The 26,720-nt window shown below is 36.3% G+C and carries 23 protein-coding genes; 13 read left to right on the forward strand and 10 right to left on the reverse strand.

What is annotated here, in order from left to right:
• The first annotated feature begins 8 nt into the window (after positions 1 to 8).
• From mlaC to ACGH46_RS06945, 13 genes are all read left to right on the forward strand, one after another.
• A complete protein-coding gene (gene mlaC / locus ACGH46_RS06885) occupies positions 9 to 653 on the forward strand; it encodes a phospholipid-binding protein MlaC (protein WP_065558873.1) in 645 nt (214 codons plus the stop codon).
• Between the two features lie 6 nt (positions 654 to 659).
• Complete coding sequence (locus ACGH46_RS06890; RefSeq protein WP_065558874.1) at positions 660 to 932, forward strand: STAS domain-containing protein; 273 nt, start codon at positions 660 to 662, stop codon at positions 930 to 932.
• Between the two features lie 86 nt (positions 933 to 1,018).
• Positions 1,019 to 1,276, forward strand: a complete 258-nt coding sequence (locus ACGH46_RS06895; RefSeq protein ID WP_220216609.1) for a BolA family protein — start codon at positions 1,019 to 1,021, stop codon at positions 1,274 to 1,276.
• 89 nt (positions 1,277 to 1,365) lie between these two features.
• On the forward strand, positions 1,366 to 3,393 hold the full coding sequence (prlC, locus tag ACGH46_RS06900; protein WP_411589910.1) for an oligopeptidase A: 2,028 nt from the start codon (positions 1,366 to 1,368) through the stop codon (positions 3,391 to 3,393).
• Entirely contained in the window at positions 3,380 to 4,117 is a 738-nt protein-coding gene (locus tag ACGH46_RS06905) for a class I SAM-dependent methyltransferase (RefSeq protein ID WP_411604951.1), read from the forward strand. The genes prlC and ACGH46_RS06905 overlap by 14 nt, the downstream gene beginning before the upstream one ends.
• Before the next feature lie 13 nt (positions 4,118 to 4,130).
• The gene (rsuA, locus tag ACGH46_RS06910) at positions 4,131 to 4,823 is read left to right on the forward strand and encodes a 16S rRNA pseudouridine(516) synthase RsuA (RefSeq protein WP_411589912.1); all 693 of its coding nucleotides are present in this window, start codon (positions 4,131 to 4,133) and stop codon (positions 4,821 to 4,823) included.
• Between the two features lie 123 nt (positions 4,824 to 4,946).
• Positions 4,947 to 6,194 carry a Bcr/CflA family multidrug efflux MFS transporter gene (locus ACGH46_RS06915; protein ID WP_411604954.1) on the forward strand — a complete coding sequence of 416 codons (1,248 nt, stop codon included), beginning with the start codon at positions 4,947 to 4,949 and terminating at the stop codon, positions 6,192 to 6,194.
• Positions 6,191 to 6,712, forward strand: a complete 522-nt coding sequence (locus ACGH46_RS06920; protein WP_411589914.1) for a gamma carbonic anhydrase family protein — start codon at positions 6,191 to 6,193, stop codon at positions 6,710 to 6,712. Before ACGH46_RS06915 ends, ACGH46_RS06920 begins: the two co-directional genes overlap by 4 nt.
• 102 nt (positions 6,713 to 6,814) lie before the next feature.
• Positions 6,815 to 9,778 (forward strand): DNA translocase FtsK 4TM domain-containing protein, encoded by a 2,964-nt coding sequence (locus ACGH46_RS06925; RefSeq protein ID WP_411604956.1) that lies wholly within the window; start codon positions 6,815 to 6,817, stop codon positions 9,776 to 9,778.
• A gap of 125 nt (positions 9,779 to 9,903) precedes the next feature.
• Complete coding sequence (gene citG, locus ACGH46_RS06930) at positions 9,904 to 10,788, forward strand: triphosphoribosyl-dephospho-CoA synthase CitG (protein WP_267352332.1); 885 nt, start codon at positions 9,904 to 9,906, stop codon at positions 10,786 to 10,788.
• A gap of 102 nt (positions 10,789 to 10,890) precedes the next feature.
• Positions 10,891 to 13,335: an autotransporter outer membrane beta-barrel domain-containing protein gene (locus tag ACGH46_RS06935; protein WP_411604959.1), complete on the forward strand. Its 2,445-nt coding sequence runs from the start codon at positions 10,891 to 10,893 to the stop codon at positions 13,333 to 13,335.
• 242 nt (positions 13,336 to 13,577) lie between these two features.
• Positions 13,578 to 13,709, forward strand: a complete 132-nt coding sequence (locus ACGH46_RS06940) for a hypothetical protein (RefSeq protein WP_411589918.1) — start codon at positions 13,578 to 13,580, stop codon at positions 13,707 to 13,709.
• 215 nt (positions 13,710 to 13,924) lie between these two features.
• Positions 13,925 to 15,544, forward strand: a complete 1,620-nt coding sequence (locus ACGH46_RS06945) for an ATP-binding protein (RefSeq protein WP_411604961.1) — start codon at positions 13,925 to 13,927, stop codon at positions 15,542 to 15,544.
• 102 nt (positions 15,545 to 15,646) lie between these two features.
• Here ACGH46_RS06945 and yfbR read toward each other — a convergent pair whose 3' ends face one another.
• The 10 genes from yfbR to murD form a co-directional block, all read right to left on the reverse strand.
• Positions 15,647 to 16,240, reverse strand: coding sequence for a 5'-deoxynucleotidase (yfbR, locus tag ACGH46_RS06950; protein ID WP_411599046.1), 594 nt, complete (start codon positions 16,238 to 16,240; stop codon positions 15,647 to 15,649).
• Between the two features lie 81 nt (positions 16,241 to 16,321).
• Positions 16,322 to 17,236: a UDP-3-O-acyl-N-acetylglucosamine deacetylase gene (lpxC, locus tag ACGH46_RS06955; protein ID WP_267352337.1), complete on the reverse strand. Its 915-nt coding sequence runs from the start codon at positions 17,234 to 17,236 to the stop codon at positions 16,322 to 16,324.
• A 67-nt stretch (positions 17,237 to 17,303) separates the two neighbouring features.
• A complete protein-coding gene (gene ftsZ, locus ACGH46_RS06960) occupies positions 17,304 to 18,443 on the reverse strand; it encodes a cell division protein FtsZ (protein WP_065558885.1) in 1,140 nt (379 codons plus the stop codon).
• Between the two features lie 81 nt (positions 18,444 to 18,524).
• The gene (ftsA, locus tag ACGH46_RS06965; RefSeq protein WP_065558886.1) at positions 18,525 to 19,778 is read right to left on the reverse strand and encodes a cell division protein FtsA; all 1,254 of its coding nucleotides are present in this window, start codon (positions 19,776 to 19,778) and stop codon (positions 18,525 to 18,527) included.
• 21 nt (positions 19,779 to 19,799) lie between these two features.
• Positions 19,800 to 20,633 (reverse strand): FtsQ-type POTRA domain-containing protein, encoded by an 834-nt coding sequence (locus tag ACGH46_RS06970; RefSeq protein ID WP_065558887.1) that lies wholly within the window; start codon positions 20,631 to 20,633, stop codon positions 19,800 to 19,802.
• A gap of 13 nt (positions 20,634 to 20,646) precedes the next feature.
• Positions 20,647 to 21,555: a D-alanine--D-alanine ligase gene (locus ACGH46_RS06975; RefSeq protein ID WP_267361443.1), complete on the reverse strand. Its 909-nt coding sequence runs from the start codon at positions 21,553 to 21,555 to the stop codon at positions 20,647 to 20,649.
• Positions 21,555 to 23,003 (reverse strand): UDP-N-acetylmuramate--L-alanine ligase, encoded by a 1,449-nt coding sequence (murC, locus tag ACGH46_RS06980; protein WP_411589921.1) that lies wholly within the window; start codon positions 23,001 to 23,003, stop codon positions 21,555 to 21,557. The genes ACGH46_RS06975 and murC overlap by 1 nt, the downstream gene beginning before the upstream one ends.
• Positions 23,004 to 23,170: 167 nt before the next feature.
• Entirely contained in the window at positions 23,171 to 24,223 is a 1,053-nt protein-coding gene (gene murG / locus ACGH46_RS06985; RefSeq protein WP_411589922.1) for an undecaprenyldiphospho-muramoylpentapeptide beta-N-acetylglucosaminyltransferase, read from the reverse strand.
• Positions 24,223 to 25,374 carry a cell division protein FtsW gene (gene ftsW, locus ACGH46_RS06990; protein WP_267352340.1) on the reverse strand — a complete coding sequence of 384 codons (1,152 nt, stop codon included), beginning with the start codon at positions 25,372 to 25,374 and terminating at the stop codon, positions 24,223 to 24,225. The genes murG and ftsW overlap by 1 nt, the downstream gene beginning before the upstream one ends.
• Positions 25,371 to 26,705 carry a UDP-N-acetylmuramoyl-L-alanine--D-glutamate ligase gene (gene murD / locus ACGH46_RS06995; RefSeq protein ID WP_411604964.1) on the reverse strand — a complete coding sequence of 445 codons (1,335 nt, stop codon included), beginning with the start codon at positions 26,703 to 26,705 and terminating at the stop codon, positions 25,371 to 25,373. The genes ftsW and murD overlap by 4 nt, the downstream gene beginning before the upstream one ends.
• Between the last annotated feature and the right edge of the window lie 15 nt (positions 26,706 to 26,720).

Below are 26,720 nucleotides of genomic sequence, written 5' to 3' on the forward strand. Positions count from 1 at the left end.
TTGTCATTATGTTAACCAAATTTAAGCAAACTATTTTTTTAATTTTCGCTTTAGCAGTTAGTATGTCAGCTTTTGCTGAAAATAATCCTTATGATGAAATGCAAGTGGCCGCTGACAAAATTTTTAGTACCATGAAAGCACAACAATCAGCAATCAAATCAAATCCTAATTTGCTCAAAGATATTGTGAGATCTGACCTATTGCCTTATGTACAAGTCAAATATGCGGGTGCGCTAATTCTAGGCAACGCCTATAAAGATGCGACCGATGCGCAACGTACAGCCTATTTTAATGCTTTTGAAAACTATCTCGTTCAAGCTTTTGCGCAAGCATTATCTATGTATAATGGGCAATCTTACCAAGTTGAAAAAGCGAAAGATTTAACTGGAAAAACATTAATTTCTATTCGAGTATTATTAAATCAACCAGACAAAGGTCAACAACCATTACGTATTGATTTTCAATGGCGAAAGAACTCGGTGACGGGTGAATGGAAAGCTTACGATTTAATTGCCGAAGGGGTAAGTATGATTACTACCAAGCAAAATGAATGGTCAACTATTTTAAGACAAAATGGTATTGATGCATTAACGAAGCAATTAAATGATCTTTCCAATCGTAAAATAGACCCGAATCAAAAACCTAAAGGTTAACTTAACATGTCACGAATCACAACCGAAAAGCAACAAGATATATTATATCTAAAGGGTGAGCTTGATGCTCACTCCTTAAGTGATATATGGTCAATACAAAATACACTATTAAAAGAGGTGAAAAAAATTGATGTGGCACAGCTGATTCGTGTTGACTCTTCGGGACTTGCCACACTTGTCTATTTTTGTAATAAATATAATGTTACTTTAGACAGTGTGAATCCTCAGTTACTTACTTTAATTGCGCTTTATGATTTACAACCAGTGATACTAAAATAAGTTACGCTCATCTTTAATCAAAAGACAAATTAAGATAATATGAATAATATTCAACATAAAATCACAAAAAATAATGAGTTTTAATAATGGACAAACAGCAAATAATAGATAAATTAAAAAGTTCACTTGATCTTGAGGAAGTGCATGTCATGACTAATGATGGTAGTCATTTTCAGGTCATTGCTATTGGTGAATTATTTGCAGATCTAAGCAGAGTAAAAAAGCAACAAGCTATTTATGCTCCTCTCGCAGAATTTATTAATGATAACCGTATTCATGCCTTATCAATTAAAACTTATACTCCAACAGAATGGCAACGTGAGCGGAAATTAATGGGATTATAGCGCCCTCTTCATCAAAACTAAATGAATGGCTATTTCCATAACCTGATGTTCTATAAAACAACAATATCATTGTACAAAGGTATCGCAACATGACAAACCCATTACTAAAAACTACACCACTTCCTTTATTTTCACAAATCAAGCCTGAACATGTTTTACCTGCAATTCAAGAGGCTTTGAAAAATTGTCGTCATACGATTGAAACCGTATTAACTAAAAATAGTCAATACACTTGGGATAATTTAATCCAACCCATTGATGAAATGGACGAAAAATTTAGTCGAGCATGGTCTCCTATTAGCCATCTTAATTCTGTAAAAAATAGCCCTGAACTTAGAGAAGCCTATGAAGCTTGTTTGCCATTATTATCAGAATACAGCACATGGGTTGGACAGCATAAACCGCTTTATCAAGCCTATAAACAGATTAAAGAAAGTGAAGAGTATACCAAACTGACTAAAGCGCAAAAAAAAGTGATCGATAATGCATTACGTGACTTTGAGTTATCCGGAATCGGATTACCGGAAGATAAACAAAAGCGCTATGGTGAAATCGTTGCTAAACTTTCGGAACTCTCCTCTAAATATAGTAACAATGTTTTAGATGCGACCATGGGGTGGACAAAATTAATCACAAATTTAGATGACCTTAAAGGCATGCCAGAAAGTGCATTAGCAGCAGCTAAAGAGCAAGCCAAAGCCAAAGGTCAAGAAGGCTGGTTACTCACCCTTGATATCCCAAGTTATTTACCTATTATGACTTACTGTGATAATCGTGATCTGCGTTTTGAGCTTTATCAAGCTTATAATACAAGAGCATCAGACCAAGGACCCAACGCGGGTAAATGGGATAATACTGAAATAATAAAACAAATTTTATCATTGCGTGATGAGCTAGCACATTTATTAGGCTTTGAGACTTATGCCGATAAATCCTTGGCAACTAAAATGGCTGAATCTACACAGCAAGTCATCGAATTTTTAACTGATTTAGCAAGTAAGGCAAAACCGCAAGGCGAAAAAGAACTAGCCGATTTAAAACGTTATGCTTACGAATTTTTTGGCGCTAGTGATATTAAACCTTGGGACATAGCTTATTACAGTGAAAAACAAAAACAATATCTTTATACCATCAATGATGAAGAGTTGCGCCCTTATTTCCCAGAGCAAACTGTTATAAATGGTCTATTTGAAGTTGTTCATCGTGTATTTGGCATTACAGCAAAACAACGACAAGGCGTCGAAGTTTGGGATCCTGAAGTTAAATTTTATGACCTTTATAATACAGATGGTGAATTAAAAGGTAGCTTTTACCTTGACTTATATGCTCGTGAACATAAACGAGGAGGCGCATGGATGGATGATTGTATTGGTCGTATGCGTTTTGCTGATGGTCACGTGCAAAAACCAGTTGCTTATTTAACCTGCAATTTTAACCGCCCTATTGGCGATAAACCTGCACTATTTACACATAATGAAGTCACAACGCTATTTCATGAGTTTGGACATGGACTTCATCATATGCTGACTGAAATTGATGTCTCTTCTGTTGCAGGAATCAATGGTGTGCCATGGGATGCAGTTGAATTACCAAGCCAATTTTTAGAAAACTGGTGCTGGGAACCCGAAGCATTAGCGTTTATTTCTGGACATTATGAAACAGGTGAACCTTTACCTGCTGAAATGCTTGAAAAAATGTTAGATGCTAAAAATTATCAAGCAGCGCTATTTATTTTACGTCAGTTAGAGTTTGGACTGTTTGATTTTAAACTTCACATTCAAAAAGATCCTGATATTTTAGAAACATTAAAGCAAGTTCGAGAATTAGTCGCTGTGGTTCCAACTGTTGAATGGGGACGATTCCCTCACGCCTTTAGCCATATTTTTGCAGGGGGCTATGCCGCAGGTTATTACAGCTATCTCTGGGCTGAAGTATTATCTGCTGACGCCTTTTCTCGTTTTGAAGAAGAAGGCATTTTTAATACAAAAACGGGAAATGCTTTCCTCGACAATATTTTATCGCAAGGTGGAAGCGATGAACCTATGACACTGTTCAAAAACTTCCGAGGTCGCGAACCCCAACTAGAGGCTTTACTACGTCATTATGGTATCCACTAGTTCTCATTGCGCTCAGCTAAGCCAATTAGCTGAGCAGTGGTTATCCACACATGCAGATCTTCCTTTTGTCCTACTTAATCAAAATGATCAGCTAGCGCTACAAAAAACAGATGAGCCTAAATTAGGTGCCATCTCTGTTGATTTTACCTCTGGCGCCATGGCGCATCGCCGTCAATTTGGTGGAGGACGCGGTGAAGCGATAGCAAAAGCTGTTGGGGTAAAAGGTGATTACTTACCTACCGTCGTGGACGCAACGGCTGGGCTTGGACGTGATGCATTTGTATTAGCCGCTATAGGTTGTCATGTTACTATGTTTGAAAGACATCCTGTCGTTGCGGCTTTGTTAGACGATGGTCTACAACGTGCCTATCAAGATCCCAATATAGGTAGTTGGCTTCAGCAGCATTTACATCTTATCTATCATTCGAGTATTACTGGACTTGAGTCCTATCCAGAAAAACCAGATGTTGTCTACCTTGACCCGATGTTTCCACATCGTCAAAAAAGTGCGCTAGTCAAAAAAGAAATGCGTATTTTTCAACAATTGGTGGGGAGTGATAGTGATGCTGATAGTCTACTTGAACCGGCAAGGCGCTTAGCTAAAAAACGGGTTGTCGTAAAAAGACCAGATACTGCACCTTTTCTCGCCAATGAAAAACCAACCGCTGAAATTAAAACCAAAAATCACCGATTTGATATATATACCCCTGTCAGTGCACTATAGGAATGTTAATATTATGCGATTAGATAAATTTCTCGCTCATCATTTAGGCATTAGCCGTACAATTGTTAATAAAGAATTAAAAGCGAAAAAAGTTACCGTGGATGGTGAAATCATAAAATCAGGAGCTTATCAACTTAGTCCAGAACAACTTGTCGAATACGATGGTTATGAAATCATACCCATCACACAAAACCGCTACTTTATGTTGAATAAACCTCAAGGCTATGTCTGCTCGACGGATGATCCTGATCATCCAACAATTCTCTATTTTATTGATGAACCCATGTCTGAAAAACTTCATGCAGCAGGACGACTGGATCTAGATACGACTGGACTTGTGTTATTAACCGATGATGGTCAGTGGTCACATCGCATTACATCTCCTAAGCACCATTGCGAAAAAGTATATCAAGTGACTGTTGAACACCCATTAACCGATAATTTAATTGAAATATTTCACAATGGCATCCAGTTAAAAAGTGAAAAAACACTGACAAAACCGGCTAAACTGACAATTATCGATGAATTTCATGCGGAATTAATAATTAGTGAAGGACGTTATCATCAAGTTAAACGAATGTTTGCGGCGGTAAATAATCATGTTATTGCATTGCATCGCAAACAAATTGGCAATATTATTCTCGATGTTCCTGAAGGCGAATATCGTCCGCTTACGGAAGATGAGATTAAATCATTTTGTAAATAGCCAATATAAAGCCTTCATTAATAAGTGAATTTAATGATCAAGCTAATTTAATCGAGCCATTATTATCAAAAAATGAAAAGTTAATAATTAATGAAAGCCAACAATCCATGAAGGAATCGCTACGTGCAGCCCTATGACAAACCAATAGAGATCAACATCTCGAAAAAAGCACTTATTTTTATTCTTGGATTATTATCTATGTTAATGCCACTATCCATAGATATGTACTTACCAAGTATGCCAACCATCGCCGAAAATTTTCATGTTTCTGATGCAACAGTACAACTCACCATTAGTTGTTATTTATTGGGATTTTCATTTGGTCAACTCATTTTTGGTCCTTTAACTGATAGCTATGGGCGCCGTTATGTCTTAATTTTTGGGTTAATTATTTTCATATTAGCTTCTATAAGTTGTGGAATTGCGGCCAACATTCATCAATTGATTACGGCTCGATTTTTTCATGGTATAGCTGCTGCTGCAACAGCTATCGTTGTGAACGCATTAATGAAAGACATTTATCGTGATCGTGATGAGTTTTCTAAAATGATGTCTTTTGTTATGTTAATCTCAAATGTCGCTCCGCTACTTGCACCGATTATTGGCGGATTTGTATTATATTGGTTTAATTGGCAAGCCAATTTTTTTGCCCTTGGATTAATTGCATTGTTGTGTTTGGTATTCGTTTTTACGGCTATTCCAGAAACATTAAGTCAATCTAAACGAGATAAATTTAGTTTAACGCGCATTCTCAGTAATTTCATAACGTTATTTCGGCATAGACAAGTATTGATGTATATGATGATCGGCGCATTTTCAGGGGCTGGATTATTCTCATTTCTTAGTTTAGGGCCATTTGTCTATATGAACTTGCATGGTGTCGAATCGATTCATTTTGGTTATTATTTTGCCCTCAATATTACCGTAATGATTATAATGAATACGATTAATAGCCGTTTTGTTAGCCGTGTCGGTTCAATCAAAATGATGCAATTTGGGCTTTTAATTCAATTTATCATGGCTATCGCACTTACAGTGGTAACTATAACCAATTTAGGGTTTATCTATTTAGTTATCTGTATAGCGGGTTATATTGGTTGTATATCAACCATTGGCGGAAATAGCATGGCGGTGGTGTTAGATTTTTATTCTCATATCGCAGGCACGGCATCTTCGCTGGCAGGCACGCTTCGATTTGCGGTAGCGGGGGCTATTGGTGTAATACTTTCTACGTTAGTCGCTGCTCATCCCCAGACAACCGTTAATCATAACATGAGCGAATGGTTCATGGTTGGTTCAATGGTAATCTGTAACTTTATTGCGGTCAGTTTATTTTTGCGTATAAAATCTTTCAGAAGGAATGAACAATGATCTATCAATTGGGTGATTTAAAACCACAAATTCATCAACGCTGTTTTATAGCTAATTCGGCGGATATCATTGGTAATGTAGTTTTAGAAGAAGGTGTTTCAATTTGGTTTAATGCCGTTTTACGAGGTGATATCGCACCCATTCTCATTGGCAAAAATAGCAATATACAAGATAATTCAACGATACATATTGAAACGAATATTCCGTGTATCGTAGGTGAAAATGTCACCGTAGGCCATAATGTTATTCTTCATAGCTGTACCATTGACAATAACGTTCTAATTGGTATGGGCAGTACCATTCTAAATGGGGCTAAAATTGCCAAAAACTGTTTAGTCGGTGCCAATTCCCTTGTTACGCATAGCTTACCCTATGAAGAAGGTTGCTTAATTCTTGGCTCCCCAGCTAAAATCGTACGTAAATTAACGCAAGCAGAAATCGCAGCCAATATTGAAAATGCACAACATTATGTTCAAAATGGCGAAAGATTCAATAAAACGCTCAATCTTGTCGATTAATCGTAGCCCAATAAATTGTGATTTAAACATATTCACTCTGTGAGAGATTGCAATTTATGGTAAAATACCAACCATTTACTGCGATATTTTTAAGGTACATGTTTGAAAAAGCAAAAAATCACAGGAAAACAGATAATAATTGAACTTATTCTATTAGCGTTAATAGGATTATCCGTTTGCTTGTTTTTATCACTATCGACTTATAACTCATCGGATCCGGGTTGGTCACGTACGGCTTGGCATTATCCTGTCAGTAATTTTGGCGGTTTAATTGGTGCCTATGCTTCCGATATTTTGTTCCAATTTCTAGGCTATATTGCATTTAGTTTACCTGTCATTATTGCATTAATTTGTGTACAGTTAGTTGGTTATTTTTATCGACATGCTAACGAACCGATTAATTATTTCAGTGTCTCTTTTCGGATAATTGGTATTTTAGCCTTTGTTTTTAGTAGTACGGGTTTTTTTGCATTAAATATTAGTGATCCAAGCGAATTTGAAGCTGGTGGTTATCTTGGTTCAATCGTCATAGAAAATCTTTTACCTATGATGAATAACTTTGTTCTTTCTTTGATTCTTCTTGCTGTTTGTTTTGCTTGTGTAACTTTATTAACGGGGCTATCTTGGCTTTACATAATTGAAAAACTTGGTGCTTTTGTTATGGTTTTGCTTACACCAGTAAAATGGTTATTGCTATCCCGTCGTGTCAATCACGTTAATCAAATCGATACTGAACCCAAAAATCAAAAATTATCTCAAGACCAAGAACCTCAAATAACACTGTCAATCAATTCAAATAGTAGTCAATTAGATACTATGGATGATTTTCAAACAAATATAGGCAGTAAAAATAGTGAGCCGTCATTAGAAACAAGCATTAATAAAAAATCTGATAATTCAACAACCTCTTTAGCGGCTAACGATAATGAACAACTCATCAAAACAGCAGCAGAGCTACTACAAACATTAGAAACATCAAAACAAACGCAATCATCTAAAAAAACATCGAGCAAAAAGAATAGCACTGAACTTAATCAAAGTGATATCTTAGCTCGTATGGAATTGATTTTGAAAAACATCAATGAACAACAAAATCAAGACCAGATAATTCAAACTGACGGTCAAGACTTTCAAGCTAAAAAGCTTGAAATAACAGAGCCTTTTGAAGAAGATAAATACACGATCACCGATGCACCGATCAAACCGTTATTTACCTTAACGCATAATGCGCACGAAGCTAATCCTGATAGTCCAATCGTTGCAACACAAGATGAACTAACGAGAGAAATATCATATTTCAAAGAAATAAATACACCTTATAACACAAAAGTTGAAACTCAGCATAATTTTGAGGTTGAAAACCAAGTAACACAACCACCTGAAGATGTCGATATAGACATTCTTAAACAAGAAAACCCAATTATAGATGACATTTATCCAGAAGAGGTAAGGCTAGAGGAGACTCAAGTACACACTTTAACATTGCGTGATAGTGACAGCGAAGAGGAAGAAAATGATGATGGAGAAAGTTTGATTCACCCATTATTAAGACGTGATGATAAACCACTACCAAAACCAACTACACCGCTACCGTCATTAAACTTACTTACTGCACCACCAACAGCACGCATTGAAGTGGATCATGCAGCCTTAAATGCGATGTCAGAATTGATCGAAAAAAGCCTTTCTGACTATCGAGTCAAAGCGAAAGTTGTCGATTATATGCCGGGTCCGGTTATTACTCGTTTTGAAATTGAACTTGCACCGGGTATCAAAGCTGCTCGTATTTCTACGCTAGATCGGGATTTGGCACGTTCGCTTTCAATGCCATCTGTACGTGTGGTAGAAGTCATTCCAGGCAAACCTTATGTTGGCATAGAGTTACCGAATAAAAATCGACAAACAGTCTACTTTAGAGAAGTTTTAGACAGCCCACAATTTAGAAATGCTCAATCGCCACTTACGGTTGTGTTAGGTAAAGATATCTCAGGGCAATCTGTGGTTGCCGATTTAGCAAAAATGCCACATTTATTGGTTGCTGGTACCACAGGGTCAGGTAAATCCGTTGGTGTCAATGCTATGATTTTAAGCATCTTATATAAATCATCGCCAGAAGATGTTCGCTTTATTATGATTGACCCAAAAATGCTTGAGCTGTCAATTTATGAAGGGATCCCGCATCTATTAACACAAGTCGTCACCGATATGAAAGACGCCGCTAACGCCCTTAATTGGTGTGTTAATGAGATGGAAAAGCGTTACCGACTTATGTCAGTTTTAGGTGTACGCAATATTGCCGGTTATAATGAAAAAATTAAACAAGCTGAAGAAATGGGTAGACCGATTCCCGATCCACTTTGGAAACCAACCGACAGTATGGATCTCAATATGCCGACATTGGAAAAATTACCTTATATTGTCGTCATGGTTGATGAGTTTGCCGATCTTATCATGGCGGTGGGTAAAAAAGTCGAAGAATTGATTGCAAGGCTTGCTCAAAAAGCACGGGCTGCGGGTATTCACCTTGTATTAGCAACGCAGCGTCCATCCGTAGATGTAATTACAGGTTTAATCAAAGCCAACATTCCTACGCGTATTGCTTTTACAGTTTCGAGTAAAATAGACTCACGCACTATTTTGGATCAAATGGGGGCAGAATCGTTACTTGGTATGGGAGATATGCTATATCTTGCGCCTAATAGTTCAATTCCGATACGTGTTCATGGTGCATTTGTCCGTGATGAAGAAGTCCATGCGGTCGTTCAAGATTGGAAAGCGCGTGGTACGCCAAAATACATTGAAAATGTCACCGTAGCCACCGATGACGGCGAAAGCGTTAGTTCAGATAGTCTTGACGAAGAACTGGATCCCCTATTCGATCAGGTTGTGGAATTTGTTGTTGAAACTCGCCGAGCTTCAATTTCAAGCGTTCAACGAAAATTTAGAATTGGTTACAACCGAGCAGCAAGAATTGTGGAGCAAATGGAAGTTGAAGGCATAATCAGTGCGCCTAGCCACAATGGAAATCGTGAAGTACTTGCTACATCATCGCATAATGATTACTAGTTCTTTAATTACCAATCTATTTTTAAATAGATTGGTAATGTACCGGTTTAATTCATTCAGTTACCTTTTCTAACAATTTCAAAAAGACAAGCAAGTTTGACATTTCATATAGGTATTAATCAATAATGAACGATTATTCAAAGCAAGTGGCATTCATAGAATCAAAACTGATTAAAGATCAGCAATCTTTACCAGTACAATTTGCCATTAAAGCTTTAATCAGAGAGATATGCTTATCACCCAAACCCGGGCTGGTTGATATGAATAATAACGGTGCGCACCATGATATGAATTTTCAAACTTTTATTGCCAGTATTGAGGCAATATCATGTTGGTTTGAACCCTTCTATCAGTATGGAATAGATTCAGCTAATAAAGATCCTCATCTTTTTTTAACTGATATAAGACCTATCGGGATACAGTGTGAACAAGCGATGTACCATGCTACACATCAAATTAATACCCATAAAGGTGGGATTTTTGCTTTTGGTTTGTTACTTGGCGCTATCGGTAGATTAACGAAACAACAACGACAAATCAATATTCAAAGTATCAACCACGAAGTGTCGACAATTTGCCAAGGCATTGTTGATCATGAGCTTAAACAAAATCATCAAATAAAATCCGTGGGTGAAAAGCTATTTAAACTACACAACCTATCTGGCGCACGAGGAGAAGCAGAATCAGGTTATGCTACAGCAATAAATATCTCACTCCCTATTTACAAACAGATGCAACATAATGGTTATAATGAAGAAGATTCCTTATTACAAGCATTGCTATACTTGCTTGCCTATAATCAGGATACCAATTTGGTATCAAGAGGTGGGCTTGAGGGTTTAAACTTTGTCAAACAACAGGCTAAGCAGATTATTTTGCAAGGTGGCATTACACACCCAGATGGCATTCAGCTATTAACTCAACTTGATGATAAGTTGATTGAACGCAATTTAAGCCCTGGTGGTTCTGCTGATCTTATTGCAATAACCTGGTTTTTATCTCATTACTAGCAAAAAATGATATTGATCAAAAAAAATTAAAAATAATATTGATTATCATTACTAATAATATATTATTTCACCCCCAAAGTATTAAATTAACTTAAAAAAACAATGAAATTGAAATCAATATCTTTATTAGTAATCAGTGCTTTTAGCGCCAATTGTGTACAAGCTTACAATCATGATGTGACTACAGACATCATTTTACCTTTCAACCAAATCGATGAACGTTATTTTTTAACAAATAGCAGCACTACCCCAGTGAATATTATTGCAGAAAATGGTTTAACGATTAAAGATGATGCATCTTTCCATTTGGGTTTTAGTGGCAAAACAGCTACCGAACCCGCCTCAAATGCACAAGGTGACATTAACATATTCATCAAAGGCAATTTTCAAATCTATAATGACACGTGGATTGGTAAATTTGATACCAAATTCTTTACCCAATATTTAGGATTACACAGTGATTTTCCTTTTGATCCTATAGAGCACGATATTAACGTTCATGTTTCGGGTGATATTAATGTTGAGTTAGGTGCAGATAAACAACGAGGTGGTTTGATGATTTTAGCCGGTAACGTAATGCGCACCGGCCCAAATTCTACAGGAAAAACAACGGTTATTGTTGACGGTGATACGAATATTCGTAGTGGCGATAATCATCTAGCTGGCACCGCCTCTGCCCCTGCAAGACTGACCACCCGTACCTTTAATTTAACGGGCGGAGACATTGAAATCATTGGTGCAAAAACAGTATTAGAAACGACAAACAAGGATTCTAATCGTTCTTCTGTTTTAATAGGTAAAACAGGCAAAATGATTGTCATGCGAGAGGGAACGGTTGATGTCAGCCGTGGTGGTAATTTCGATGTTGTAGATCAAGGAATCTTGAGTGCCAGCCGAGGTAATGGTTTTATAAAACTCGCACCAAATGGACAAGTAAATGTTGGTAAAAATGCGACAATCGAATCCTCTAAGGGTTCACTGTCAATTAGCGATCAAACCAATAAAACATCTCAACTCAATATTGATGGTATCGTTAGCTTTGGTATTTCTGATACCAAACAGGTCAATGTGATACGCGGTGATAACATCAATCTTTCATCTAATGCCAAATTTTCAGTAACAGATGACTTTATCAAAAATGGATTGAAATATACGACAACCGATGTAAATGCGACAGTTTTAGCCGCAAATAATAAATTAACGATACACTCTATTCAAGACGGTCAACTAAAACCACTTGTTCAAAATATTTATGGGGACTTGAACTTTAAGCAATCGGGAAATGAACTTGTATTTGTCAATGCGAGCAATGTCACCAATTTCGATGATGTAAAAAATGCACAAAATGCAGCTAAACGCCAAGTCTCACGTTATTATCAACAATCAGGTATTTCTTCAAAAAATGTCGCAAAACGATTGACCGATAATTTGGTAAAAGTCGCTTATGAATCAATGTATAACACAAATAATAATGAAATGATAAGTAAAACTAATACCAAAGCTGGGGAATTAAATTGGCAAATACTCAGCAATATGGCACGTGGTAATTTAGCCATTGAATCAAAAGGAACGACACTATTTTTTAATCAAAATATCGCTGGGCTTTATAATAACAATCATGGTTTACACTTAACTGAAATCGCAATGAATTCACTGAATGATACCAAAGCCATTTTAGATAAACGAGGTCACCAATTTCATCTAAACCAAGGTGAAGAAAATAATTTATGGGTTAACCTGACTCACCATTATGAAAATACCGATAATAATCAGGGCATTTCTGGATATAAATACACCTCTAATGGCTTTATGCTCGGGTTTGATAAAGAAGTTATCGATAATCTTTTAGTGGGTAGTGCCATTGGTTATTCCACAGGGAAATATAAGGATAAAGCGGCTTCATCAAATGATTCTGATATCCATCAATATCAAATTCAGTTATACAGCAGTTATAAATTTCCTAATAATATGCTTGGGTCTACGTTCGCAGGTTATTCCTTTGGAAAAAATGATTTAAAAACTCACGATAGTTTTAATACTATTAAGGAAAAATTTAATAATAGAACGTGGAATTTTGGTGGTGCTGTTGGCTATCATTGGCAAAATACCGAAGAATTTGCAATGATTCCAAGTATTGGTTTAACTTATATTTATACCGAAAATAGTGCTCACAATGTTAGCTATAATCAAATCAACTTGGTTAAATATGGTCAAGCGACAAATTCTGCGGTATTGATGCCACTTGATTTGACCACAACATATTCTTTCTTCAAAAATAAGGATAGTCAATTAACTTTAACGGGTCAAACCGGCTATACTTTTAATTTTAGTCGCAACAAATTTGATAGTGATATTACTCTTAATGGTATCAATGGTTTATCTAAAATGCGTAGCTATTCATCAAACAGGACTAAAAATCAATATAATTTAGGGGCTGGAATCAATTATCAATATCAGTTGATAAATTTAAATCTTGATTATCAATACTTTGGTCAAAGTAAAAAGAATAGTCATTATTTTACAGCAAGTGCTAAGATAGATTTCTAAAATTTCAAACTTGATTGTATTAAAGTTCGCAACATAAAACTATGGTGGTAAAATGTATCACCTTAGTTTTATATTAAATAATATCTTTCAATCGTTCTTGATATTCAGTATCATTCGTAAACTGCCTTTTAATGATAAAAACGTACATTTATCACTGATGTCTTTAATAAAAATTAGCTATTTACTTATTTACTCTTCTGATTTTAGCACTTAACACTATTATCAAACATAAGGAATGCGTTATGACAATCTTTGAAGAAAAAGCATTAGCATTAAGTACAAAACTGCAGTGTAAATTTCATCATGCTTTAGATAATCAGCCTCAATATACCACTTTAGCCACGGATAAGGTTTTATTTAAGATCCAATACTGATGATAACCTTGCTTCTAAATCTATTTTACCGAATGCATTTGAATCCAAGTTTACTAACGTATTGATGAATAAATCAACAATACAACCCATAGCCAAAAAATCATTAATTAAATCGATAGAGTATGAAATCTGTAAATAGCGTATTTAATTAATAACTTTTATCTCATCTGCATTCATATTGTTGAACCATCAATTTTATTGCTGAAGAATAAAATATGAAATCTATGATTAATCAATTAACGCTTAAAACTAAGCTTATCAGTTTGATTTGCGCTGTATTTATATTTTCAGTTGTTGTTCAATATATTTATATTATCTATGTGATAAACAAAGAGTATTTTTATCTGTCTTCTCAACGATTTAAAGATATTGCCGAATTAGTATCAACTAATCATAATCTCATTGATCAAGTCAGTAATCCCACGTCAGACAATTTACAAGCAATCCAACATTATACCGAACAAGTTCGCCAACTTTCTTTAGTCGATTTTATTGTCATTTTTAATATGCAAGGTGTACGGTATTCGCATCCCGATATAAATAAAATAAAAGAACCTAGAGTAGGTGGCAATGAACAAAAAACGTTACAAGAAGCGCCCCATCAATCCTCATCAACAAGAACATTTGACGATTCAATTAGCGCAATGAGTCCGATATTCAATGATAAACGTCAACAAATTGGTATGGTTTTAGTTGGACAAACACGACAAAAAATTAATTATCTGGCTTCAAAGTCAAGCCAACCAATCGGGTTATCATTATTTGTATCCTTTACGTTAGCTGTTATTTTAGCTTGTTTGTTATCGCGTCATATTTCGAAACGATTGTATGGCTTTAAACCTACCCAAATGGCTCAACTTTTTGAAGAACGTAATGCCATTATTAGAACCGTCAAAGAAGGCATAGTGGTAATTAACCGAAATGGATTAATTTCACAAATTAATGATGAAGCCGTTAGAATATTACATATGGATAAGAGTAAGGAAAATATTATCGGCAAGCCCATTAGCACCCTGATTCCTAATACACGTTTAAATGAAGTTATGAACAAGGGGATTGCTGAATATGATTGTGAGCAAAATATTGATGGTGTGGTAATTTTGATTAATCGTATTCCATTATATGTAAAAAATAAATTAGTTGGAGCCATTGCTTCTTTTCGTGATATAACTGAAATACGCCAGTTAGCAGAGAAATTAAAAGGTATTAATCGTGATGCCGACACATTACGTTCTCAATCACATGAATTTAGTAATAAATTGCATGTAATTTATGGGCTAGCATATCAAAACAATAAAAAGGAATTAGTCAATTATCTAGAAGGTATTATTGGCAATAAACAACCAGAATTAGATGAGATTAGTCAGTACATTAAAGACCCCATTATTGCTGGCTTTCTCAATAGTAAATTGAGTCGAATAAAAGAATTAGGGGTATCGTTAACTTTTAACATTAATGGAATGCTCGCCCCTATTTCTAATCACTTAGTCATTCATAGTTTAATCACTATTCTTGGCAATCTAATCGATAATAGTTTAGATGCCATTCATAGTTTAGCTGATAAAAAAATAGAGATAAATTTTACTGTCCAAAACGGCTATTTTTACATCGAAATCATTGATAACGGGATAGGTATTTCTGAAAAAGAGATACAGCATATCTTCCAAAAAGGCTATTCAACCAAAGGAGATAATCGTGGTATGGGATTATATTTGGTTTTATCTTGTGTTAATGAACTTGGCGGTAATATTCAGTTATTCAATCTTGGTAAGAAAAAAGGAACATGCTTTAAAATATCACTGCCATTAGCAGTCCTTTATCGAGAAGTATCATAATTGTAATGACCTGATAATTCATAAATATGTCTCATGAAAATGAAATTAAATAACATATAAGTTACCTAATTGTAGTTAACCACAATTAGGCTTTAACATTTATTATTTATCTAACGTGATTTCATCCAACGATAAACTAAAACTTGGCACAAATATTTCTAAAAAATAATTCATTTCAGGACTTCCACGTTCAGACAATGTCTTTTTCAAACGCTGCTCAGCCAATCTAAACTCATTATTACCAGCACTAAGCTCTTCAATCGTCTTAAGATAAGCACATAACGCATCAGCCTGTTTGACAATGTTTTTTTCTGTTTCATCATAAAAGTCATCATCAATGAGCGTTCTAAAATCATCTTGTAACTCTTGCGGTAACATATTAATTAGCTTGTTTTGGGCAATTTTTTCAATCTTTTTGTATTCTGTTGTAATTTGAGGATTATAGTATTTAGTCGGTGTAGGAAGGTCTCCAGTAATCACTTCAGATGCATCATGATACATAGCTAATAAAGCGATTCTTTCAGGATTAACTTTTCCATCAAAATGTTTGTTTTTGATGATTGCTAACGCATGTGCAACAAAAGCAACTTGAAGACTATGCTCCGATACATTTTCTATTCTAACATTGCGCATTAACGGCCAACGATTAATTAATTTTAATCGTGAAAGATGAGCAAAAAAATGGCTTTTATTCATATCATCATCTCATGAGTTATAAAAACAAAAACGCTTCCATTAAAAAATGGAAGCGTTTAAATTCATTTTTAAAACAAATTGTTAAGCTAAAACAAGCTGTTTTGTACCCAATGCGAGCGGAACAGTTTGATCATCAGCAAATGTAACATATTCCCATGCACTTTGTTTAGCTAACAACGCTTGTAATAATTGATTATTTAATGCGTGTCCTGATTTGTAACAAATCACTTCACCTATCATGTTGTGACCACTCATATACAGATCGCCGATAGTATCTAGCATTTTATGGCGAACAAACTCATCCTCAAATCGTAAACCATCTTCATTGAGAACTTTATAATCATCCACCACAATGGCACAATCTAAACTACCACCTAAGCACAAACCTTTAGATTGTAATGCTTCGATATCTCGCATAAAACCAAACGTTCTCGCACGGCTAATCTGACGAATGAAAGATTCAGATGAAAAATCCAACTGATAACGTTGAGAACTATTATCAATTGCTGGGTGATGAAAATCGATTGTAAAATCCAATCTGAATCCACTATATGGTCTCACTTCAGCCCATTTATCCCCATTTTCAACACGTACCGTCTCTTTGATGCGTAAAAACTTTTTAAGCGCATTTTGTTCAACAATGCCAGCATCAAGCAGCAAATAGACAAACGGGCTTGCGCTACCATCCATAATAGGAATTTCTGGTGCATTAACCTCAATAATAATATTATCAATACCCAGTCCTGCTAATGCTGAATTGATGTGCTCAACCGTCGAAATACGCACATTATCTTCATTAACCAGACAGGTACAAAGCATTGTATCGCGAACCGATTTAGCATCCACAGGAAAATCAACATAAGGATTCAAATCAGTTCGACGATATATAACACCCGTATTTTCAGGAGCAGGACGCAACGTCAAAGTAACTTTTTTGCCAGTATGTAAACCGACACCAGTTGCTTGAATTGTCTTTTTTAATGTTCTTTGTTTCATTAGCACCTACTGTTTTTTTATTTGTTTCTATTGAACTATGACAATAAAAAATCAAATAAGTTCACTTTTAATTCGCTTGTTTACGAATAAAAGCAGGAATATCTAAAATCTTATTTTCTTCAAGCGGAGAAATTGCTTGTTCATTCACTACTTTAGCTAATTTCTCTTCTTGTTGACCCAAATTGTTATTTTGGCTAAACAATGAGTTTTGTTGAATTGGTTTGGTTATTTTCGCTTCAGGACGTTTATCCATACCAATACCCGTTGCAACCACAGTAACACGAATTTCATCTGACATATCTGGATCGAAAGTTGTACCAACAACTACTGTTGCATTATCAGAAGCAAAAGCTCTTACCGTGCTACCCACTGTTTCAAACTCTTCCAAACCAAGATCTAAACCAGCGGTTACATTAACTAATACACCACGCGCACCAGATAAGTCGATGTCTTCAAGTAGTGGACTTGAAATAGCCATTTCAGCCGCCTCTTCAGCTCGATTATCGCCACTTGCACGTCCAGAACCCATCATAGCATATCCCATCTCTGACATCACTGTTCTAACGTCAGCAAAGTCAACATTGATATGTCCTGGTTTGGTGATTAATTCTGCGATACCTTGCACAGCACCTTTTAATACGCCATTTGCTGCGGCAAATGCATCTAATAGTTTAACACCACGACCTAAAACTTTTAACAATTTATCATTTGGTATAGTAATAAGTGAATCGACGTGTTTTGCTAACTCAGCGATGCCTTGTTCAGCAAAAGCCATACGCTTTTTACCTTCAAATCCAAATGGTTTAGTCACAACAGCAACCGTCAAAATACCCAATTCTTTAGCAATTTCGGCAACAACTGGAGCAGCGCCCGTACCTGTGCCACCGCCCATACCAGCGGCAATAAACACCATATCAGCACCTTCAATTGCACTGCGGATGACCTCACGATCTTCCTCGGCAGAGTTTCTACCCACTTCCGGATTAGCACCTGCACCAAGACCTTTAGTCACATTCGTGCCGATTTGGATAGTTTGACCTACCTTAATTCTTTTCAATGCTTGCGCATCAGTATTTGCCGCAAAAAATTCAACACCTTCAATATGCTCAGCAATCATATGTTCGACAGCATTACCACCGCCACCACCGACACCAATAACTTTAATGACTGCTGCTGGTTCATCATCTGCAACCATAGGCTCAAACATAACTTATCTCCAAATATACGATCTAAGGACATTGTACATATAACCGCCAACAATGTCCACGAAGTTCTTGAAATATATTAGCTAAAATTCTTTTTTAAACCAACCGGTCAATCGTTTAGCTATCCCTTTTAATGATGACTTATGATTATCTTTGCCATCATCACTTAATAAACTTTGTTTCCCGTAATGTAATAATCCTACTGTCGTTGAACAATAAGGCTTTTGTACATAATCAGTTAATCCTGAAATATTTAACGGCTGTCCTACACGAACTTGATTTTGAAAAACTTTTTCAGCACACTCCACCATTCCTTTTATTTGTGCTGCACCACCAGTTAATACTATACCTGCAGCTAATTGATATTTTACATTTTGTTTTTTCAATTCATCTTGTAAAGATAATAATTCTTTTTGTACTAACGATAATAATTCTGAATAGCGAGGTTCAATTACGTCAGCCAGTGTTTGACGTTGTAAAGAACGGGACGGTCGACCACCGACACTTGGCACATCAATAACTTCATCTTTACCGATTAATGAACCAACAGCACATCCATAACGAATTTTGATATTTTCTGCATCCATTGGAGGAGCACCAAATGCATAAGCGATATCACTCGTCACGACATTTCCTGCATAAGGGATGACAACTGAATGGCGTAATGCTCCGCCTGTGTAAACTGTCACATCCATCGTTCCACCACCGATATCAATGACACAAACCCCTAACTCTTTTTCATCATCAGTTAATACTGCATAGCTTGATGCTAACCCCGAAAAAATAAGCTGATCAACTTTCAATCCACAACGTTCAACTGCTTTTACTATATTCCTTGCCATATCATTATGACAAGTGACTAAATGCACTTTCGCTTTCATCCGAACGCCAGATAATCCTATTGGATTTTTAATTCCTTCTTGCAAGTCAATGGAATATTCTTGCGCAATTACATGTAATATTCTGTGTTCATCTAGTATTCTTACTGATTTGGCAGTATGAACAACATTCTCAACATCTTCGGCAGTCACTTCTTCATCGGCAATTGGCACCATGCCTATCTCATTTTGACAACGTATGTGTTTGCCAGAAAGACTTAAATAAACAGAGGAAATCTGGCAATCAGCCATCAATTCAGCTTGATCAATTGCACGTTGGATTGATTTAACTACAGACTCAAGATCGTTTACACCACCTTTATCAACCCCCTTTGATGGGCAATGTCCAACGCCGATGATATTGACAATACCATCGGGAAGAACTTCGCCAACAAGAGCGAGTACTTTTGATGTACCTACTTCTAGTCCAACCACCAATTTTTTTTCTGTTGCTTTCATATTTCAGCCTTAAATTATTCCCTACTGAGCCATTTTTTCTCTTTGTACTGAAATGCCATTCTCATAACGTAAATCAGCGACCGTTATTCTTTCATCAGCTGGTATTCTTGATTGAATTTCAGGAAATAATTTGATAAATCGTTGATAACGTTGTTCGATATGTTCGTTACCTAACATCAATTTTATTTCATGATTTTCTTCACAAAAATCGGCTATACACTGTTTCACCATTAGCTGCCAAGCATTTCGCTCATCAGCTATCGCAGATTGAATATGTAAAGCTAATTGATTACTAGCTAATTTTTTTGAAAGATCATCTAATTTATAATACGTTTCTAATACTGGTTTTGCTTTACCTTCCGGACCATAAAGTCTGGGTAATTTTAACTCGCCAATACGATCTAGCGGCACACTAAATACATTTCCATTTTTATCTAGTAAAAATAAATCATTCCAATAAAAGACCGGTTTGTACTCTTCGACATAAACAATTAATTTATCTGGCCATTGCTTACGTACACTAACCTGCTTTACCCACGGAAATCTTAATATTTCTTGTTGTATATCATTTACATCTTGACCAATATAAGTATTAGGTAACCCTAATCCCAGAATCGCTTGTCTAAGGTCATCTTCGGTCGTATAAGTGTATTCGCCACTAAAATTTAATTGTGACAATACCATCTGCTCTGGATCATCCATCCAATTTTTAACACTTTGAATGACCCAAACGCTAATAACAATAATTGTTAGTAGAAACAAAAAGCCAATCAACTGCTCTTTGCTACTAAAAATAAGCAAGCGCCTAGTTTTTAGGTTTTCCCTTCTATGAGCGGCTTGCCGAATTTGTTTCATAAAATAAGGCCAGTTATATTGTTGCTGAATTCAAGATTCGACTAACAAGCTCTTTAAATGACCAGCCATGTTGTTTTGCAGCCATGGGAACTAAACTATGATCTGTCATTCCTGGTGCGGTATTAACTTCTAACAAATAAGGGATTTGATTAGCATCAAACATAATATCAACTCGTCCCCAACCTCGGCAGCCAACCGCTTTATAAGCATCAAGTGCTAACTTACGGATCTCTTGCTCTTTTTCATCAGATAATCCACTTGGGCAAAAATACTGCGTAGAATCTGACAAATATTTTGCATCGTAATCATAAAACTTTGTCGCCGGTTTGATATGAATTGACGGTAAAACGTCTTCTCCAACAATAGCAACGGTAAATTCTGGGCCAGATAAAAATGATTCAACCATAACAGAATTATCATATTTAAAAGCATGTTCGAGAGCTGTCTTAAGCTCATTAGCGTGATTAACTCGCGTCATTCCTACACTTGAACCTTCATGACTTGGTTTTACAAATAGAGGAAGCCCAAGCTTTTGCACAATGGCATCAGTATCAATTGAGCAGCTCTTTTCTACCATAACATAATCAGCAACTGGTAAACCTAGCGCTTTCCAAACTAATTTAGTTTTTAACTTGTCCATAGTTAGTGCAGACGATAAAACATCACTACCGGTATAAGGAATATTTTGATAAGTCAAAATTGCTTGAACAATACCATCTTCACCACCACGGCCATGAAGAATGACAAATGCTTTAGTAAAGCCATCTTCTTTTAAGTTGGTAATTGGTTGATCTTTAGTATCTATAAGATGGGCATCAACTCCACTAGCCAATAATCCTGCTAGTACAGCTTGACCTGATTTAAGCGATACTTCCCGCTCTGCAGATGTTCCACCATACAATACCGCAACTTTATCAATCATTATAGACCTTCTCCTGAAAAAATTTGAGCATCGGCTAACTGACGTGCAATACGACCTACACTACCCGCGCCTTGAGTTAATAACAGATCTCCACCTTTTAAAATTTCTTTCATCATTTCAGGTAAGAGATCTAAATCTGAAACATAAATCGGATCCACTTTGCCCCGATTACGAATTGAACGGCACAAAGAACGACTATCTGCTCCGGCAATCGGTTGCTCACCAGCAGAATAGACGTCTAACATTACAAGCGCATCAACCTGAGATAGCACTTGAGCAAAATCATCAAATAAATCACGAGTACGTGTATATCGATGAGGTTGGAATAGCATAACTAAACGACGATCCGGCCAACCATTTTTAGCCGCTTGTATCGTTGCATTAACTTCACTTGGATGATGACCATAGTCATCAACCATCATAATGTCTTTACCATTAGCATGCGGAAAAACGCCTAGTAAATCAAAACGCCGACTTGTACCAGCAAATTTTGCCAATGCATTAATGATCGATTGATCATCTATGCCATCTTCAGTCGCTGCAATAATTGCGGCCGCTGAATTTAAAGCATTATGTTTACCGGGTGCATTTAATTCGATTTCTAAATCATTACGATCTGGACGACACACAGTGTAGTAACTGACGCCTCGTTCTTGGCGATAATTTTTAATTACCACATCCGCTTCTTCACTAAAACCGTAAGTAATAATTTTACGTCCAACAATCGGTAATAATTCACGATTAATTGGATCGTCATAACACATCACCGCTAGACCATAAAAAGGTAAATTACGCAAAAAAGAGATAAATGTTTGTTTAAGATTTTCCACACTACCTTGATAGGTGTCCATATGGTCTGGTTCAATATTGGTAACAATAGAAACCATAGGTTGTAAGTGTAAAAATGAAGCATCACTTTCATCTGCTTCAGCAATAAAATAACGGCTACTACCTAATTTAGCATGCGTGCCTGCCGCTTTAACTAAACCGCCATTAACGAACGTTGGATCAAGTTTCGCTTCGGCATAAATAGCGGTGACCATGGCGGTTGTCGTTGTTTTACCATGTGTACCCGCAATAGCGATACCATATCGGAAACGCATAAGCTCGGCTAACATTTCAGCCCGCTGAATAACAGGAATACGAGCTTCCCGCGCTGCTACAACTTCAATATTATCTTGTGAAATTGCGGAAGAGATTACGACAACGCTTGAATTAATCACATTTTCAGCTGCATGACCAATCACAATTTTCGCACCTAATTTTTTTAGATGCTCAGTAACAGCATTTTCTGCAATATCTGAGCCACTAATTTCGTAACCTTCATTAGCAAGAACTTCAGCAATTCCTCCCATACCTGCGCCACCAATACCCACAAAATGGATATGTTTGACACGTTTCATTTGAGGAATAATTGCTCTTAATTCTGCTAATTCCTTTGTATTCACAATCTAACTCCTAAATATTCTGTAGTTGAGTATTTTGTTTATTTTTTATTGAGCTTTTTTAATTTTGTAAAATTCTAATTATGCATTTAAAGCTATTATTATCTAAACATTGATCTAACCTGCAACATCTTGACACGATTATTACATAAAGTTATATCAAAAACTAATTATTTTATCACTGATTTTATCGTATCCGCCACTCTTTCGGTAGAATTTGTAATAGATAGACTTTTCGCCTTAACCGCCATTTCGATTAATTTATCTCTATTTAAATTTCTTAACACACTCATCAATGATTCGCTATTAAAGTCAGGTTGTTCAATAATCTTTGCAGCATCAATATCTGAAAGCGATTTAGCATTCCAAAATTGTTGGCGATCTTTATGCATAAAAGGGACAAAAATCGCACCAATGCCGACAACTTCGATTTCACTTACCGTTAATGCCCCACTGCGACAAATCACAATATCCGCCCAACGATAGGCTTCTGCTACATCAGTAATAAATTCAGTCACTTTATTTTTTGTCATATCACAATCTTGATAAGCTCGCATAACAGGTTCTAGCATGCCTTTTCCTGTTTGATGCCAAACAACAAATTTATCGGATAATTTTGTCATTACCTGAGGAACAACATCATTGAGTACTTTTGCCCCTTGACTTCCGCCCATGACTAAAACTCTAATTGGTTCTTGACGATTTTCAAAACGTTCGTTAGGTTCAGCAATAGTTAATAAATCGTCACGAACAGGATTTCCTACTACTTCAGCTTTTGGAAAAGCTGTCGGAAATGCTTGTAAAACTTTAGTTGCAATTTTTGCAAGCCACTTATTAGTTAACCCTGCTACACCATTTTGCTCATGTAATACGACAGGAATTCCTAATGTCTTCGCTGCAATGCCACCCGGCCCAGACACATACCCTCCCATACCAAGTACAACATCCGGTTGATAAGTTTTTAAGATTTTTCTGGCTTGTAGAACCGCTTTTAAGATTTTATAAGGTGCTTTTAGCATTGCACCAATTCCTTTACCGCGTAGACCTGATATTTCTATAAAATCAATCTCGATACCATTTTCAGGGACTAAATGCGCTTCCATTCGATCTGCTGTGCCAAGCCATCTGACTTGCCAGCCTTGTTTCATTAAATAATGCGCAACGGCAATACCTGGAAAAACATGTCCACCTGTACCACCTGCCATAACTAATAATTTTTTCATTACTTTATTGACCTTATTCTTGCTTGGGCTTGTTGTTGTCTAAATTCAAAATCAATTCTAAGTAGGATCGCCACAGCCACACTCATTACAATTAAACTCGATCCACCATAGCTAATGAAGGGTAACGTTAATCCCTTAGTAGGTAACATTCCAGATGTTACCCCCACATTAACAAAGGTTTGAAAACCAAACCAAATACCGATTTGGCAAGCTAAATAGCCAGAAAATTGTAATCCTTCATTTAATGCTCGATACCCAATCGCCAATCCCTTAAAAGCCAGAGAAAAAAGTAATGTCAGCAGGAAAATGACGCCAAGATAACCAAATTCTTCCGAAATAATAGCGAAAATAAAATCGGTATGGCGTTCAGGTAAATAACCTAATTTCAGAATCGAGTTACCCATTCCTTGCCCAGCAAATCCTCCATTACCAATTGCTATTAATGAATTCACTAACTGGTAACCTACACCATTAGCATCTTCCCAAGGATTAAGAAATGTTAACAACCGTTTTAAACGGTATGATTCAAATAATATTAAACTGACAACCGCTGCAACACCTGTCGATAAAATAGCGATAAATTGCCACAACTTTGCACCAGCGATAAATAGAATTCCGATAGTAACAATAAATAATACAATCACTGTGCCTAGATCGGGTTGAAGTAATAGCAAAATGGAAAGCACAGCCATAACGACCATTGGCTTGAAAAAGCCCCAAAATCCATTTTGTACTTCATCTGACTTTCGAGTCAAATAACTTGCTAAAAATACAAATAAAGCCAATTTAGCAAGCTCTGCCGGTTGAAAGTTAAAAACGCCTAGCGGAATCCATCTTGCAGCGCCATTAATGGAAGACCCCACGCCTAAAACAGCAACAAGCATGATAATTGTCATAATGAGTAATACTGTTCCAAATTGCTGCCAACGTTTCATTGGGATCGATAAGGTTATACACATTAAAACAAGTGAAATACCCAGCTGTATGAGTTCACGCTGAGTATAGAAAAAAGGATTATTATCATTCGATGACATTGACGCTGATGTCACCATAACTAATCCGAATATCATCAATCCAAATACCGTCCAAAGCAATTGATTATCAAAAGGGACGTGAGGATTAACTTGCTTTTTTATAGCCAACGAAATCATTTTTCACTCCTTTGCGCATATTGTTTAGCCAAAAGTGCAAATTGATTTCCTCGCTCTATATAGTTTTTAAATTGGTCTAAACTTGCACAAGCTGGTGAGAGTAAAACAATATCGTTAGCCTCTACTTTTTGAGCGATTATTTGCATAGCCTCAGCTAATGTCGCAGTCATTGTTGTGATTTTGGGTGCTAATTTTGCTAATAACTCACGATCTCGACCAAAACAAAAAATCTCAAGATGACTATTTTTTAGATATGGAATTAATGGAGAAAAATCAGCTGATTTTCCATCACCACCAAGCAATAAAAATAATTTTCCATGACATACGACACTTTTTAAAGCAGCTTCCGTACTACCTACATTGGTTGCTTTAGAATCATTAATCCATTTGACCCCATTTTGTTCAAAAACTAATTCAAAACGATGAGGTAAACCATGAAAGTTGGCTATTGTTGCTAAACTAGATTGTCGTGATATTGATAATTTATCTGCAATAGCTAATGCTGCTAACGCATTGAGATAATTGTGGCTTCCCGTTAGTTTCATTGTGTTAGTCGATAAAACGGGCTTTTCCTGCGCAATCAAATGTGCATAATCATCATCCAGATGATAATCGCCTGAATGTAAGCCAAATAACACATTATGACTATCTTTTTCTTTTGGAAAAGTTAGTTTATCATCATGATTTACTACACAGTATTTTGCATTCACATAAATTCGTTGTTTAGCCTCTACATATTGTTTGAGTCCTAAAGGATACCTATCCATATGATCTTCTGAGATATTCAAAATCGTTGCAACCGTTGCATGCAAACTGTGCGTGGTTTCAAGCTGAAAGCTAGACAGCTCAAGTACGTACACATCGCAATCTTGAGCCAGTAAAGATAGTGCAGGTTGACCTATATTGCCACCGACACCCACTTTGATACCTGTAGACTTAACAATTTCACCAACTAATGTCGTCACCGTCGTTTTGCCATTAGCGCCTGTGATTGCCACAATCTTTTTATTAGGTAGTTGATTAACTTCACGACAAAAAAGCTCTATATCGCCAATGATTTCGATACCTTTATCGGCAGCTTGTTTGAGTTCAGGGGTTGATAAAGCGATACCAGGGCTAACAATTATTAAATCAGCATCGAATAGCCAATCGACATTTAAATCGCCTAAATGATAGGCAACTCGTTGATCCAGTTGTTCTAATCCTGAAGGTAATAAACGAGTATCAATTACTTTAGGAATAACATTTTGCGCAAGAAAATAGTCAACACAAGAAAGCCCTGTGACACCTAACCCAATGATAACAACATTTTTACCCTGATAGCGAATCATGATTCAATCCTGATT

This window comes from Gilliamella sp. CG22 (assembly GCF_046635725.1).
Lineage (GTDB): Bacteria > Pseudomonadota > Gammaproteobacteria > Enterobacterales > Orbaceae > Gilliamella > Gilliamella apicola_I.

What these genes read in the sequence shown, in the direction of transcription:
- mlaC (WP_065558873.1), top strand. Translation starts at nt 9, where the DNA reads ATGTTAACCAAATTTAAGCAAACTATTTTTTTAATTTTCGCTTTAGCA.
- ACGH46_RS06890 (WP_065558874.1), top strand. Translation starts at nt 660, where the DNA reads ATGTCACGAATCACAACCGAAAAGCAACAAGATATATTATATCTAAAG.
- ACGH46_RS06895 (WP_220216609.1), top strand. Translation starts at nt 1,019, where the DNA reads ATGGACAAACAGCAAATAATAGATAAATTAAAAAGTTCACTTGATCTT.
- prlC (WP_411589910.1), top strand. Translation starts at nt 1,366, where the DNA reads ATGACAAACCCATTACTAAAAACTACACCACTTCCTTTATTTTCACAA.
- ACGH46_RS06905 (WP_411604951.1), top strand. Translation starts at nt 3,380, where the DNA reads ATGGTATCCACTAGTTCTCATTGCGCTCAGCTAAGCCAATTAGCTGAG.
- rsuA (WP_411589912.1), top strand. Translation starts at nt 4,131, where the DNA reads ATGCGATTAGATAAATTTCTCGCTCATCATTTAGGCATTAGCCGTACA.
- ACGH46_RS06920 (WP_411589914.1), top strand. Translation starts at nt 6,191, where the DNA reads ATGATCTATCAATTGGGTGATTTAAAACCACAAATTCATCAACGCTGT.
- citG (WP_267352332.1), top strand. Translation starts at nt 9,904, where the DNA reads ATGAACGATTATTCAAAGCAAGTGGCATTCATAGAATCAAAACTGATT.
- ACGH46_RS06935 (WP_411604959.1), top strand. Translation starts at nt 10,891, where the DNA reads ATGAAATTGAAATCAATATCTTTATTAGTAATCAGTGCTTTTAGCGCC.
- ACGH46_RS06940 (WP_411589918.1), top strand. Translation starts at nt 13,578, where the DNA reads ATGACAATCTTTGAAGAAAAAGCATTAGCATTAAGTACAAAACTGCAG.
- ACGH46_RS06945 (WP_411604961.1), top strand. Translation starts at nt 13,925, where the DNA reads ATGAAATCTATGATTAATCAATTAACGCTTAAAACTAAGCTTATCAGT.
- yfbR (WP_411599046.1), bottom strand. Translation starts at nt 16,240, where the DNA reads ATGAATAAAAGCCATTTTTTTGCTCATCTTTCACGATTAAAATTAATT.
- lpxC (WP_267352337.1), bottom strand. Translation starts at nt 17,236, where the DNA reads ATGAAACAAAGAACATTAAAAAAGACAATTCAAGCAACTGGTGTCGGT.
- ftsZ (WP_065558885.1), bottom strand. Translation starts at nt 18,443, where the DNA reads ATGTTTGAGCCTATGGTTGCAGATGATGAACCAGCAGCAGTCATTAAA.
- ftsA (WP_065558886.1), bottom strand. Translation starts at nt 19,778, where the DNA reads ATGAAAGCAACAGAAAAAAAATTGGTGGTTGGACTAGAAGTAGGTACA.
- ACGH46_RS06970 (WP_065558887.1), bottom strand. Translation starts at nt 20,633, where the DNA reads ATGAAACAAATTCGGCAAGCCGCTCATAGAAGGGAAAACCTAAAAACT.
- ACGH46_RS06975 (WP_267361443.1), bottom strand. Translation starts at nt 21,555, where the DNA reads ATGATTGATAAAGTTGCGGTATTGTATGGTGGAACATCTGCAGAGCGG.
- murG (WP_411589922.1), bottom strand. Translation starts at nt 24,223, where the DNA reads ATGAAAAAATTATTAGTTATGGCAGGTGGTACAGGTGGACATGTTTTT.
- ftsW (WP_267352340.1), bottom strand. Translation starts at nt 25,374, where the DNA reads ATGATTTCGTTGGCTATAAAAAAGCAAGTTAATCCTCACGTCCCTTTT.
- murD (WP_411604964.1), bottom strand. Translation starts at nt 26,705, where the DNA reads ATGATTCGCTATCAGGGTAAAAATGTTGTTATCATTGGGTTAGGTGTC.